At 68.5% G+C, this 12,181-nt stretch carries 13 protein-coding genes and 1 tRNA gene; 6 read left to right on the forward strand and 8 right to left on the reverse strand.

Features of this window, described 5'->3' with window-relative positions; genetic code table 11:
• The first annotated feature begins 22 nt into the window (after positions 1-22).
• Positions 23-1,366, forward strand: coding sequence for an aspartate aminotransferase family protein (locus QWG60_RS11940; RefSeq protein ID WP_046079867.1), 1,344 nt, complete (start codon positions 23-25; stop codon positions 1,364-1,366).
• 48 nt (positions 1,367-1,414) lie between these two features.
• Positions 1,415-2,905, forward strand: coding sequence for a CoA-acylating methylmalonate-semialdehyde dehydrogenase (locus tag QWG60_RS11945; RefSeq protein WP_146907159.1), 1,491 nt, complete (start codon positions 1,415-1,417; stop codon positions 2,903-2,905).
• Between the two features lie 58 nt (positions 2,906-2,963).
• Here QWG60_RS11945 and QWG60_RS11950 read toward each other — a convergent pair whose 3' ends face one another.
• The 8 genes from QWG60_RS11950 to QWG60_RS11985 all read right to left on the reverse strand — a co-directional run bounded on the left by QWG60_RS11950 (position 2,964) and on the right by QWG60_RS11985 (position 9,718).
• Positions 2,964-3,983: a zinc-dependent alcohol dehydrogenase family protein gene (locus tag QWG60_RS11950; RefSeq protein ID WP_186810030.1), complete on the reverse strand. Its 1,020-nt coding sequence runs from the start codon at positions 3,981-3,983 to the stop codon at positions 2,964-2,966.
• A 50-nt stretch (positions 3,984-4,033) separates the two neighbouring features.
• Positions 4,034-4,825, reverse strand: a complete 792-nt coding sequence (locus QWG60_RS11955) for a DUF2797 domain-containing protein (RefSeq protein ID WP_107181239.1) — start codon at positions 4,823-4,825, stop codon at positions 4,034-4,036.
• A gap of 31 nt (positions 4,826-4,856) precedes the next feature.
• A complete protein-coding gene (locus QWG60_RS11960; RefSeq protein ID WP_046079869.1) occupies positions 4,857-5,141 on the reverse strand; it encodes a YeaC family protein in 285 nt (94 codons plus the stop codon).
• Between the two features lie 63 nt (positions 5,142-5,204).
• Complete coding sequence (locus QWG60_RS11965) at positions 5,205-6,065, reverse strand: rhomboid family intramembrane serine protease (protein WP_107181195.1); 861 nt, start codon at positions 6,063-6,065, stop codon at positions 5,205-5,207.
• 174 nt (positions 6,066-6,239) lie between these two features.
• Positions 6,240-7,226, reverse strand: a complete 987-nt coding sequence (locus tag QWG60_RS11970) for a metallophosphoesterase (protein ID WP_107181238.1) — start codon at positions 7,224-7,226, stop codon at positions 6,240-6,242.
• 16 nt (positions 7,227-7,242) lie between these two features.
• Positions 7,243-8,154: an NAD(+) kinase gene (locus QWG60_RS11975; protein ID WP_046079871.1), complete on the reverse strand. Its 912-nt coding sequence runs from the start codon at positions 8,152-8,154 to the stop codon at positions 7,243-7,245.
• Between the two features lie 65 nt (positions 8,155-8,219).
• The gene (locus QWG60_RS11980) at positions 8,220-9,089 is read right to left on the reverse strand and encodes an EamA family transporter (protein WP_146907157.1); all 870 of its coding nucleotides are present in this window, start codon (positions 9,087-9,089) and stop codon (positions 8,220-8,222) included.
• Positions 9,090-9,157: 68 nt separating this feature from the next.
• Positions 9,158-9,718 (reverse strand): YqaE/Pmp3 family membrane protein, encoded by a 561-nt coding sequence (locus tag QWG60_RS11985; RefSeq protein WP_146907155.1) that lies wholly within the window; start codon positions 9,716-9,718, stop codon positions 9,158-9,160.
• A gap of 252 nt (positions 9,719-9,970) precedes the next feature.
• Between QWG60_RS11985 and QWG60_RS11990 the strand changes: the two genes are divergently transcribed.
• The 4 genes from QWG60_RS11990 to QWG60_RS12005 all read left to right on the forward strand — a co-directional run bounded on the left by QWG60_RS11990 (position 9,971) and on the right by QWG60_RS12005 (position 12,022).
• Complete coding sequence (locus QWG60_RS11990; protein ID WP_035595521.1) at positions 9,971-10,378, forward strand: CBS domain-containing protein; 408 nt, start codon at positions 9,971-9,973, stop codon at positions 10,376-10,378.
• A gap of 282 nt (positions 10,379-10,660) precedes the next feature.
• A tRNA-Gly gene (locus QWG60_RS11995) sits at positions 10,661-10,734 on the forward strand.
• A 53-nt stretch (positions 10,735-10,787) separates the two neighbouring features.
• Positions 10,788-11,159, forward strand: a complete 372-nt coding sequence (locus QWG60_RS12000) for a hypothetical protein (protein ID WP_046079874.1) — start codon at positions 10,788-10,790, stop codon at positions 11,157-11,159.
• A 62-nt stretch (positions 11,160-11,221) separates the two neighbouring features.
• Positions 11,222-12,022 (forward strand): helix-turn-helix domain-containing protein, encoded by an 801-nt coding sequence (locus QWG60_RS12005; protein ID WP_035595414.1) that lies wholly within the window; start codon positions 11,222-11,224, stop codon positions 12,020-12,022.
• The last annotated feature ends 159 nt before the right edge of the window (positions 12,023-12,181 follow it).

Consider the following 12,181-nt stretch of genomic DNA (forward strand, 5'->3'; position numbering starts at 1 on the left):
AGATCAACAAGAGAGGGAGCCCATGTCGGATCGAGACCCGTCACGCGGTGCGGGCCTGAGCCCGGAACAGCTGGATGCCTACTGGATGCCCTACACCGGCAATCGCCAGTTCAAGCGCGATCCGCGCATCATCACCGGCGCCAAGGGCCACTACTTCACCGATGCCGAGGGGCGTCAGATCTTCGATGGCCTCTCCGGCCTCTGGACCTGCGGCGCCGGCCACTGCCGCCCGGAGATCACCGAGACGGTATCGCGCCAGCTCGCCGAGCTCGACTATGCCCCGGCCTTTCAATACGGCCATCCCAAGGCCTTCGAGCTGGCGCATCGCCTGCGAGAGCTGACGCCCGACGGGCTCGACCACGTGTTCTTCACCGGTTCCGGTTCCGAGAGTGCCGACACCTCGCTGAAGATCGCCCGCGCCTACTGGCGCAAGAAGGGCCAGCCGACCAAGACCAAGCTGATCGGCCGCGCCAAGGGCTATCATGGGGTCAACTTCGGCGGCTTCAGCCTGGGCGGCATCGGCGCCAACCGCAGCCTGTTCGGCCAGGGCGTGGATGCCGACCACCTGCCCCACACCCTGCTGCCGGAGAACGCCTTCACCCGTGGCATGCCCGAGCGCGGCGCCGAGCGGGCCGACGATCTGCTGGAACTGATCGCGCTGCACGATGCCTCCAACATCGCCGCGGTGATCGTCGAGCCCATGGCCGGCTCCGCCGGGGTGATTCCACCACCGGTAGGCTATCTCCAGCGGCTGCGCGAGATCTGCGACGCCCACGACATCCTGCTGATCTTCGACGAGGTGATCACGGGCTTCGGCCGCATGGGCGCGATGACGGGCGCCGAGGCCTTCGGCGTGGTGCCGGACATCATGAACGTCGCCAAGCAGCTGACCAACGGCGCGGTGCCGATGGGCGGGGTGATCGTGCAGCGCGAGATCTACCGCACCTTCATGGAACAGGGCGGCCCCGACTACATGCTCGAACTGCCCCACGGCTACACCTATTCCGGCCACCCGGTGGCCTGTGCCGCGGCACTCGCGGCCCTGGACGTGCTCGAGCAGGATCGTCTGATCGATCGCGTGCGCGAGATGGCACCGGTCTTCGAAGCCAACCTGCACGGCCTGCAGGGGACGCGCTACATCAGCGATATCCGCAACTACGGGCTGGCCGGCGCCCTGCAGATCGCACCGTCGCCTGGCGAGCCGGCCCTGCGCCCCTACCAGATCGCCATGAAGTGCTGGGAGAAGGGCGTCTATGTCCGCTACGGCGGCGACACCATCCAGCTCGGCCTGCCGTTCTCCGTCGAGCGGGAAGAGATCGACCGGCTGATCAATGTCCTTGGCGACGCCATCAACGAACTCGACTGACATCGCCACCACGACTTTTCACCACAAGACATTTTGAGAGGAATCTCCATGAGCACGGTTGGCCATCTGATCAACGGCGCGCGCGTCGACGACGCGACGCGCACCCAGGACGTCTACGACCCTTCCACCGGCGAGGTCGGCGGCCAGGTCGCCCTGGCCGGCAAGGCCACCGTCGAACAGGCCATTGCCGCCGCCCAGGACGCCTTCCCGGCCTGGCGCGACACTCCGCCCGCGAAGCGCGCGCGCATCATGTATCGCTTCAAGGCGCTGCTCGAGCAGCACGCCGACGAAATCTGCCGTCTGATCGGCCAGGAACACGGCAAGATCGTCCACGACGCCCGGGGCGAACTGCAGCGCGGCATCGAGAACATCGAGTACGCCTGCGGCGCCCCGGAGCTGCTCAAGGGCGAGTACAGCAAGAACACCGGCCCCGGCATCGACTCCTGGAGCGAGTTCCAGCCCCTGGGCGTGGTCGCCGGCATCACGCCGTTCAACTTCCCGGCCATGGTGCCGCTGTGGATGTATCCGGCGGCCATCGCCTGCGGCAACACCTTCGTCCTCAAACCCTCCGAGCGTGACCCTAGCTCGACCCTCTACATCGCCGAGCTGGCCCTGGAAGCCGGATTGCCGCCCGGGGTGCTCAACGTGGTCAACGGCGACAAGGAAGCCGTCGACACCCTGCTCGACGACAGCCGCGTCCAGGCCGTCAGCTTCGTCGGCTCAACGCCGATCGCGGAGACCATCTATGCCCGCGCCAGCGCCAACGGCAAGCGCTGCCAGGCGCTGGGCGGGGCCAAGAACCATGCCATCGTGATGCCCGACGCCGACATGGACAACGTGGTCAACTCGCTGACCGGCGCCGCCTTCGGCTCCTCCGGCGAGCGCTGCATGGCGCTGTCGGTGGCCGTGGCCGTCGGCGACGAGGCCGCCGACGCGCTGATCGACAAGATACAGGCGCAGATGAAGACCCTGAAGGTCGGCCCCTTCCATGACGCCGACAACGACTTCGGCCCGGTGATCACCCGGGCCCATCAGGAGAAGGTCTGCGGCTACATCGAGAGCGCCCAGCAGCAGGGCGCCGAGATCGTCGTCGACGGCCGCGGCGTGCAGGTGCCGGGGCACGAGAACGGCTTCTTCGTCGGCGGCACCCTGATCGACCGCGTGACGCCCGACATGACCTGCTACCTCGAAGAGATCTTCGGCCCGGTGCTGCTGGTGGTCCGCGCCGGCTCCATGGAAGAGGCCATGCGGCTGATCGACGAGCACGAATACGGCAACGGCACCTGCATCTACACCCGCGACGGCGAGGCGGCCCGCTACTTCAGCGACCGCATCCAGGTCGGCATGGTCGGCATCAACGTGCCGCTGCCGGTGCCGGTCTCCTATCACAGCTTCGGCGGCTGGAAGCGCTCGCTGTTCGGCGACCTCAGCGCCTACGGCCCGGACGCCGTGCGCTTCTACACCAGGCGCAAGACCGTCACCCAGCGCTGGCCGTCGACCGGCGTTCGCGAGGGGGCGCAGTTCTCCTTCCCCTCCTGAACGGCCTGAGCCATCCCGCAAGACGCCGAACCGGGCCGCCCGGTTCGGCTTTTGTGCCTCAGGGCACCAGCACGGCGGCGCCGGACAGGCGCCCGGCGCGCAGATCGTCGAGGGCGCGGTTGGCGTCTTCCAGCGGATAGGCGACGGTCTCGGTGCGGATCGGCACCTGCGGCGCCAGCGCGAGGAACTCGTCGCCGTCGCGACGGGTGAGATTGGCCACCGACCTGAGGCTGCGCTCCTCCCACAGCAGCCGGTAGGGAAACGACGGGATGTCGCTCATGTGGATGCCGCCGGAGACCACCGTGCCGCCGGGACGCACGTGGGAGAGCGCGATCGGCACCAGCTCGCCCACCGGGGCGAACAGCAGGGCGGCGTCCAGCGGCTCGGGCGGGGCCTGGTCGCTGCCGCCCGCCCAAGCGGCACCGAGGCGCCGGGCGAAGGCCTGGGCCTCGGTGTCGCCGGGGCGGGTGAAGGCGTAGAGGGTCTGGCCGCGGGAGCGCGCCAGCTGGGCGAGGATGTGCGCCGCGGCGCCGAAGCCGTAGAGGCCCAGCCGCCGAGGTACGTCGCCGCCGGCCAGCCGCCAGGTGCGATAGCCGATCAGTCCCGCGCACAGCAGCGGCGCGGCGGCCTGGACATCGTCGACGTCGAGCGCGAAACAGTAGCGGGCGTCGGCCACGCAGTACTCGGCGTAGCCGCCGTCGCGGGTGTAGCCGGTGAACTCGGCGCGCTCGCAGAGGTTCTCGCGCCCGGCCCGGCAGGACTCGCACTCGCCGCAGGTCCACCCCAGCCAGGGCACGCCGACCCGCTGGCCTCTTTCAAGCCCTGTCTCGAGCCCTGTCTCGGGCCCAGCGACGCCCTCCCCCAGCGCATCCACCTCGCCGACGATCTCGTGGCCGGGCACCAGCGGCAGGCGGGGCTCAACGAGCTCACCATCGACCACGTGCAGGTCGGTGCGGCACACCCCGCAGGCCAGCACCCGGACCCGCACCTCGCCGGGGCCGGGCTCGGGAATCGGCACGCGTTCGAGGCGCAGCGGCTGGTGGGCGGCGTGCAGGCGCATGGCACGCATCTCGCTCATGGGACGCTCCTCGTGCGGTTCACGTCCCGAGCATAGTCGAGCTTACGGACTCAAGCTTCGACCCGGATCTCGTAGCCGGTGAACTTGCGCAGGTTGATCACGCCGCTGTCGAGGATCAGGTACTGGCCCTTGATGCCGAGCAGGGTGCCGGCCACCTCGGGCTGCTTGTCGAAGTTGTGGGAGACCACCTTGGTGGGATGCTCGAGCACCGGGTACTCGAAGGCCCAGGGCGCGGCATCGACCTCGCGGATGGCGTCATGGCCGAAGCGCTCGCGCAGCTCGAGCAGCCCCGGCGCGAGGCGTTCGAGCAGGCGGTCGCGCTCGCCGGGCAGATCCAGCTCCGTGGCCTCGCCCTTTAGCATGGCGCGCCAGTTGGTGCGATCCGAGACCTCGTCCTTGAACAGCACCTCGACGAAACCGGACTGCTGACGGGTATCGACCTCGAGGATCGGCAGCGCCTGGACGGCGCCCTGGTCGAGCCAGCGGGTCGGCACCTGGGTATCACGGGTGATACCGACCTTGAGCCCGGAGGCGTTGGCCAGGTAGACCACGTGGGGCCGGAAGCAGTGGGTCTCGCCCCACGCCGGTTCGCGGCAGGTGCCCTGGAAGTAGTGGCACTGCTCGGGCTTCATGATGCAGCTGTCGCACTGGGCGAGCTTCTTGAAGCAGGGATAGCAATGGCCCTGGCCGAAGCTCTTCTTCGTCGCCCGCCCGCAGTGGGTGCAGGCGATGGCGCCGGTCCAGGTCAGCCGCAGCGGCTGACCCAGCCGGGCATTGAGGTCGAGGCGCTCGTCGCCGGCGCGCAGGGTGTAGCGCGCCGGGGCGCCCGGCTCGACCGACATCTTGATCAGACAGCCCGTCAGGGCGACGGCATCAGTCACGGCCGACGTCCCGGCCGAGACCGGCCTGCTGAGGAGACACGCCGGCACCGCTGCTGTCGGCGCCGCAGGTACGACGCTCCAGATAGCCGACGCGCTCCTCGGCGGGCACGTTGTTCTCGGCCTCGTAACGCATCACCGCCTCGAGGCAAAGCTCGGTCTGCTCGGCCGTCAGGAAGCGGCCGTCGGGCCACTTGCGCAGGGCCACCGACTGCTTGAGGCTCTCGTAGATGGCCGGCGTCATCTGCTGGATCATGCGCTCGAAGGTCATATCGCTCATGGCGGACTCTCTCGGAAGAAACGGGTCGGTACGCGACGGGTCGCCGGCATGCGGAGCCGGTGGTCAGTGTCGCTGGACGTGGCGGGAATGATACCAGCCGATCATCAAACCCACGACCAGCCCGCCCAGGTGCGCCTCGTTGGCCACGTTGCCGAAGCCGAACAGCTCGGCCACGTCGGTCATGGTGAAGACCATCCAGCCGAGCATGAACACCACCAGCATCTGGGGCACGAAGAAGCCGTCGCCCGGGCGCCGGCGCGACATCAGCCAGACGTAACCGAGCAGTGCGAAGTCGACGCCCGACATGCCGCCGAACAGCACCGTGCCGGTGGCATACTGGGCCAGGTTGCCGCCGATGCCCGCGGCCAGCAGCAGCGTCAGCATGCGCCCGCGGCCATGGAAGGCTTCGACCTGGCGGCCGAAGTACCAAAGCCACAGCATGTTGAAGACCAGATGCATCCAGCCGAAGTGCAGGAAAGCCGGCGACAGCAGGCGCCATACCTGCCCGGAGGCCAACGTTTCGCCCAGGTCGCCGAAGACCAGCTGGCCCCCCGCCACGCCCACCGGCACGATGGTCAGGGCGGCGGTCACCAGGTCGCCGAGCACGCTCATCACCGCGAACACCGCCAGGCACAGCGCCATGGCAGCCGCGGTCACCGGCGCCTGGCGGAACGGCGCCAACCAGGCCACCCTGCCAGCGGCGCCATGCAGGCGACGCGCCCTGCCGCCCTCGGGCCTCAGCGGCTCCCCCCGCTGCCAGCGCATCACCAGACGCTGCATGGCATCGCGCTGCTGAGGATCGACCAGCCACAGCACCTGGCCCTCCTCCTCGTCGGTGAAGAAGTGACCGATGCGCTCGGCCCATAGGGCCTTTCGCAGCTCGCGGGTATCGGTGTCACGGGGCAGCAGCATCACCCGATGCATGGCGTCTCCTCGGGGGAATCGGGGGCGAACCGCGCCGGCCGGACACGCAAAGAAAAAGTCCGGCGGAAGGGGCCGCCGGACAAGAGCAAGGGATCGTTCAAGGGAACACTTACTCTGACGGCCCCGCATGCGGCAAGTTCGCAACATTGAGCGGTAGTTAGGTAACGTTTTGTATCAGTCGAAATCGATTTCCCAGGGCTGCGGCCGGGCCTGCTCTTCCCGGGGCACACGGACCCACACGAAGCGGTCGGCATCGAGGCGCGCCTCGCCGTTCCAGCGGTAGGCCACCAATCGGCCGAACTTCACCGCGCTGTAGTCCAGGCAGGCAATGTTGGGAGCCGGCAGGGCCGGAATGCCCTCGCACCAGTAGTGGCCGATGAACAGCGGCGGCTCGTCGGGGCCGTAGTACGTCAGCCGTTCCGCCTCGGCCGCACTGAGCGGTCGCAGCTCCAGGTCGCCCGGCAGATTGTCGGGCTGGAACACCACGTCGCCCCAGGTCCGGGGCCGATGCGCCCAGAAGTGGGCGCGGAAGCTGCGTCGGGTGAAACCGTCGCCGGACTGGATCTGCACGCCCTCGGGCAGCGTGATGTGGCTGCCGCGGGTCAGCCGGTCGAGGATCTCGAACTCGCGGGTGCCGTGACGCACGGCGGCGGTCAGGAAATCGAGGTCGATGCGACCGTCCGGGCGCGAGGCGCGCAGCTCGTCGATTCGTGACTGATCCCAGCAGGCATGCACCACTCGCAGGCCGTCGAGCTCCAGGAACAGCGGGATGTCGAGGAACCAGGCCAGCGTCTCGTCCCACTCCTGGGGATGATCGCGGTACTGCTCGAGGGTCTCGCGGACGATGCGGTTATGACGCGGCGTGTGCTCGCGCAGCCATTCGCGGCCCAGCTCGGCGGGGGCACGATGGTGATAGGCCAGGGCGTTGATCTCGTGATTGCCCATCACGATCAGCGCCTCGCCCTCCTCCACCATGCGCCGGGCGATGGTCACGGCGAGGCGGATACGCGGGCCGCGGTCGATCAGGTCGCCGAGGAAGATCACCTTGCGTCGCGGATGGCGATAGACGCCGCCACGCTGATGATAGCCGAGGCGTTCGAGCAGGGCCGCCAGCGTCGCGCCGCAGCCGTGCACGTCGCCGATCAGGTCGTAGCCTTCCAGGGGCGCTCTGCTCACCTCAGTCTCCCAGGCGGTTGCTCCAGCCCAGCTTGCTGCGCAGGACCTCGTAGAAATTGTGCCCCACGGGGTGGACGAGCTGCACGCGCTCCGGCTTGCGACGGATCACCAGCACGTCGTCGGGTTTGGCCACCGCACGCGTCTGGCCATCGCAGCTGATGTGCGGATAGGTCTGATTGGTCTCGCCGATGTGAATGCGGATCTCGCTGGCGGCGTCGATGGCGATCGGACGACTCGACAGGGTATGCGGGAACATCGGCACCAGGGTGATGACGTCCAGCCGCGGATGCATGATCGGCCCGCCGCCGGACAGCGCATAGGCCGTGGAACCGGTCGGCGTGGCGACGATCAGGCCATCGCTGCGCTGGCTGTGCACGAACTGGTCGTCGATGAACAGCTCGAACTCGATCATGCGCACCGCCTTGCCGGGATGCAGCACCACCTCGTTCAGGGCATCGCCGTCGCCGACCCGCTCGCCGTCGCGGTAGAGCTCGGCGTCGAGCAGGAAGCGTTCCTCGAGCTCATACTGGCCGGCCAGCACCTCGCCGACGCGCTCCTCGAGTTCGTCGGGCGAGATATCGGTGAGAAAGCCCAGCCGGCCGCGGTTGACGCCCAGCACCAGGGTGCCGCTATGACACAGGGTGCGGGCGGCGCCGAGCAGGCTGCCGTCGCCGCCGACCACGATCACCAGATCGCACAGCTCGCCCAGCCGGCGGCGGCTGGCCTCGGGATGGCCGTGGCCGAGCAGCACCGTGGCGGTGCGATCCTCGAGGATGACGTGGTAGCCGGCATCGTCGAGGAAGCGGCTGAGCCGCTTGAGGGTCTCGACCACCTTGGCGCTACCCAGGCGGCCGATCAGGCCGATATTCCTGAAGGCCTGATGCTTGACGACATTGTTGTTGGCAGCGGGCATGAGCGGGTCCTTCGCTTCGCGACGGCTCATTATGGCGATTGGCTCCCGGCCGGGCAAACCGCCGCTCAGGCGGCACGCGGCGCGCGGCGGCGCTGCCACCAGTCGTTGACCAGCAGCGAGGCCAGGATGATGGCCCCGCCCAGCGCCAGGCGAGGCAGGTCGGCGTCACGGTTCCAGATCAACAGGTTGACCAGCAGGCCCGCCGGCACCAGGGCGTTGTTCATGACCGCCAGCGCGCCCGCATCGACCTTGGTCGCGCCGAGGTTCCACAGGAAGTAGCCCACGCCCGAGGCCACCAGTCCGAGCCAGGCCAGCACGCCCCACTGCAGCGGCGTGGCGGGCAACGCCGAGGCATCGCCCCACCACAGGAAGGCCGGCACGGCCACGGCCACGGCGCCGAGGTAGAACCAGCCGAACACGGACAGGCGGGACAGATCGGCGGGCAACCCGGCCGAGAGACGACGATAGCCGACCTGGCCCAGGGCGAAGCACAGGTTGGCGCCCTGGACCACCAGGAAACCGAGCCAGTAGTCACCATCCAGGCCGCGATAGCGGATCACCGCCGCCCCCAGCACCGCCATCGCCGCGGTCAGCAGGTGGAACGGCGAGAAGCGCTTGAACAGCAGGTCGTCGAGCAGGGTGATGTAGAGCGGCGTGAGCACCGTGAACAGCAGCACCTCGGGCACCGAGAGCAGCAGGAAGGACTGGTAGAAGAAGATGTACATCACGCCGAGCTGCACGGCGCCGAGCCCCATCAGGGCCAGGCGCTGGCGCCCGCGCAGCAGGCGCGGCCGCAGCAGCGGCAGGAACAGCAGGGCCGCCAGCACGATGCGGGTCATCACCGAGAAGTAGCTGTCTACCTGACCGGCCAGGTAGACGCCGATCAGCGAGAACGAGAACGCCCAGAGGACGGTGATGCCGACGAGATAGCCCAAGGTTCCACTCCGTTTGGAAAAGCAAGGCGTCGAGGATTATACCGGCGGCATCCCGCCTGCCAAGCGGCTCAGCCCCGGCGGCGTTGCCGCAGGGCATGCAGCACGTAGGCCACCCCGGGTAGCCAGCCCAGCAGCGTCAGCCCCAGGGCGATCCACACGCGGCGCGAGCCGCCGCCGGCCAGCCCCATCGCCAGCGGCGGCAGCAGCACCGCCAGCGTCACCAGGGCGGCGAAGGGCTCGGCGCGGCCGGCCGGGGCTGACTCGACGGCCGGCGGCGTGGCCGGTTCCGGTTCCGCGTCCGGCCGGGCGGGCTCGCTCGAGGCCGCGGATGGCGCCTCCGGCGCCCACTGTCCGACCTCGGCGGCCGCCGGCCGCGCGGGCGCCGACTCATGCTCCAGGGCCTGACGATGGGCCTCGTGATCAATCTTCTGCGTCAGCTCGTCGGCGCCCTCGGCGAGTTCGTCGTGATAGCGCTCCCAGTCCTCCCAGTCGTGAGGGGTGCCCGCCCGGGGACGATGGTCTCCGGATTCACGGGCGCGTTCCCAGGCCTTCTCTTCCAGGGTATTGGGGCGCTCGCGGTCACGCTCTCCGTCCAGCCCCTTGCGGGCCAGGTATTCACGGGCATCCATGGTGAAACTCCATCACTCATCGGGTGGCGGCATTGTGCCTCATTGGAGCGGTGTCTCAAGGGGCCAGTTCCCGGCGGGGCAGCAACCGTTGGTGGCGGTCGGCAGGCGGCGCGCCGTGAGTCGACTATGATGAACGCGAGACACGCCGCGGTCTCCGGCCGACCGACGGGCGCAGCACGCAACCATCACAAGGGACGTGCGCCCGGGCCGGGCCACCAGGCACGAGGTTCCACCGGGACGAGGAGAACCGCCATGCCCAGCAAGGCTCCCACCATCGTACGCGAGATCATGTCGCGCGACTGCTATCGGGTCACCGGCAAGACGTCGGCCACCACCCTGGCCCAGGGCTTGGCCCTGCACCGGCTGCCCGGGGCGCCGGTGGTCGACGAGCGCGACCAGCTGATCGGCTTCATCTCCGAGCAGGACGTGCTCGGCAAGCTGCTGGAGAGCGCCTACCTCGACGACGAGCCGCCGCTGGTCAGCGAACTGATGCGCAACGAGGTGCTGTCCGTGGCCCCGTCCAAGAGCATCACCGACCTGGCCCAGGAGATGCTGGGCGCCAAGCCCAAGATCTACCCGGTCACCGAACAGGGTCGCCTGGTCGGCATCGTGACCCGGCGCGACGTGCTCAGCGCCATCCTGCGCATGCGCCACTCCTGACCCTTCACCGCTCCTCGCTTCCGACACCCGGCGCCGCCGGGTGTCGTCGTTTGCGGACATAAAAAAACCGCCTCATCGGTGATGAGGCGGTCAAGGATCGAATCGCAAGCTAGATCAACAGTGCTAGCGACTGCCATCGCTACTGTTGTCTGCACCTGTTCTGACAGTCTTGGCAGGAAAAGTTCAGACGGCGACGAAAAAATTCCACGCTCCCTATCCGGTGCCCGCTGACGACCGGGGTTGTCAGCGTTAAGCCATTGGCGATAGTATCGAAATCGCCTCGCGGGTGTAGCTCAATGGTAGAGCAGAAGCTTCCCAAGCTTAAGACGAGGGTTCGATTCCCTTCACCCGCTCCACAGGCCTCTCACATCCTGACTCGCGCCCGCGAGCCGAACCGCCAGGTCCCGCCATGGCCCTCTTCCTGACCGTTCTGGCCGTCTGCCTGCTGATCATCGGCGGCATGATCGCCATTCTGATGACCGCGCGCACGCCCCGCTATCGCACCGAGCCCGAACACCTGCTCGAGCTGTTCGATCAGGCCCTCGAAAGCCGGGTCAGCGAGACCGAATGGAACGCGGTGGTCGGCTATCCGATTCGCCACGACGATTATCTGGAGGGCGTGCGGCGCCGCGCCCAGCGGCTGATGGACGAGCACGGCCGCCATGGCCGGGTGGCCCGCGGCAAGCCGCTGCTGGACGACGAAGGACACGCCGACCTCAGCGCCCTGCGCGATCACCTCGCCGCGCGCACGGCCCTGCGCCACGGCGAAGAGCGGGAATGAGGCCTGGCGACGAATTCGGTACACTGGGCCTCATCCCGTGACCGCCGCGCCGGAGGGCGACGATGACCAGCGCGATCCGCCAGTTTCCTCTCGATACCGCCATCCACCATCATGCCCACGACTTCCACCAGATCGTGATCGGGCTCAATGGTCAGGCGGAGTTCGAGATCGAGGGCCTCGGCGGCTCGATCTCGGCGCTCTCGGGCTGCATCGTCCCGGCCAATCACATGCATTACTACGCCGGTACCGGCGACAACCATCAGCTGGTCCTCGACCTGCCGCAGGACGCGCTGTCGCTGACCGGCCATCACCATGAACTGGCCCGGCTGTTCGACGCCCCGCGCTTCTTCGACCTGGATGCCTCGCTGGCCCGCTATCTCGAGTTCGTGCTCCAGGAGCTGCGCCTGCTGGCCAGTCAAGGCGCCCTGAGCGACCTGCAGCAGGACCGCCTGGCTGCCACCCTGCTCGGCTCGCTGCATGCCCGGCTGTCCGGCGACGCCTCGTCGACGGGGCGCCCCCTGGATCTCTCGGCCCTGGACCGCTACATCGACCAGCACCTGAGCGGCCAGCTCCGGGTCGCCGACCTGGCGGCCCAGGCCTGCCTCAGCGAAGCCCACTTCACGGCACGCTTCCGCGCCCAGACCGGCCTCTCGCCGTGGCGCTACGTGATGCGTCGGCGCCTGGAGACGGCCCGACGCCTGATCCACGAGAGCCATCTGCCGCTCTCCGAGATCGCCGCGCTCACCGGATTCACCAACCAGAGCGCCCTCTCCCGCGCCTTTCGCCGCGACTACGGCCACCCCCCCAGCCAGCTGCGACGCCCGGGCGCCAGGCGACTCGCCAGCAACGCACCGATGCCTTAGACCAAGGTCGTAAAAAAGCTGTCACCCGACGGCAACATCCGCGAATTCGTCAAATCCCCCAACGGAATCGACAAGCAGAGCCCTCTCTGGCGCCCTACGCTTGCAGGATACCGTGCATCCGTCGGCGCTCCCCCTGACGCGGCGGCGGACACACGACCC

Origin of the sequence: Halomonas halophila, assembly GCF_030406665.1 — a bacterium.
Classification (GTDB): Bacteria; Pseudomonadota; Gammaproteobacteria; order Pseudomonadales; family Halomonadaceae; genus Halomonas; species Halomonas halophila.

What these genes read in the sequence shown, in the direction of transcription:
- QWG60_RS12000 (WP_046079874.1), top strand. Translation starts at nt 10,788, where the DNA reads ATGGCCCTCTTCCTGACCGTTCTGGCCGTCTGCCTGCTGATCATCGGC.
- QWG60_RS11975 (WP_046079871.1), bottom strand. Translation starts at nt 8,154, where the DNA reads ATGCCCGCTGCCAACAACAATGTCGTCAAGCATCAGGCCTTCAGGAAT.
- QWG60_RS11990 (WP_035595521.1), top strand. Translation starts at nt 9,971, where the DNA reads ATGCCCAGCAAGGCTCCCACCATCGTACGCGAGATCATGTCGCGCGAC.
- QWG60_RS11940 (WP_046079867.1), top strand. Translation starts at nt 23, where the DNA reads ATGTCGGATCGAGACCCGTCACGCGGTGCGGGCCTGAGCCCGGAACAG.
- QWG60_RS11945 (WP_146907159.1), top strand. Translation starts at nt 1,415, where the DNA reads ATGAGCACGGTTGGCCATCTGATCAACGGCGCGCGCGTCGACGACGCG.
- QWG60_RS11950 (WP_186810030.1), bottom strand. Translation starts at nt 3,983, where the DNA reads ATGAGCGAGATGCGTGCCATGCGCCTGCACGCCGCCCACCAGCCGCTG.
- QWG60_RS11985 (WP_146907155.1), bottom strand. Translation starts at nt 9,718, where the DNA reads ATGGATGCCCGTGAATACCTGGCCCGCAAGGGGCTGGACGGAGAGCGT.
- QWG60_RS12005 (WP_035595414.1), top strand. Translation starts at nt 11,222, where the DNA reads ATGACCAGCGCGATCCGCCAGTTTCCTCTCGATACCGCCATCCACCAT.
- QWG60_RS11965 (WP_107181195.1), bottom strand. Translation starts at nt 6,065, where the DNA reads ATGCATCGGGTGATGCTGCTGCCCCGTGACACCGATACCCGCGAGCTG.
- QWG60_RS11955 (WP_107181239.1), bottom strand. Translation starts at nt 4,825, where the DNA reads ATGTCGGTCGAGCCGGGCGCCCCGGCGCGCTACACCCTGCGCGCCGGC.
- QWG60_RS11960 (WP_046079869.1), bottom strand. Translation starts at nt 5,141, where the DNA reads ATGAGCGATATGACCTTCGAGCGCATGATCCAGCAGATGACGCCGGCC.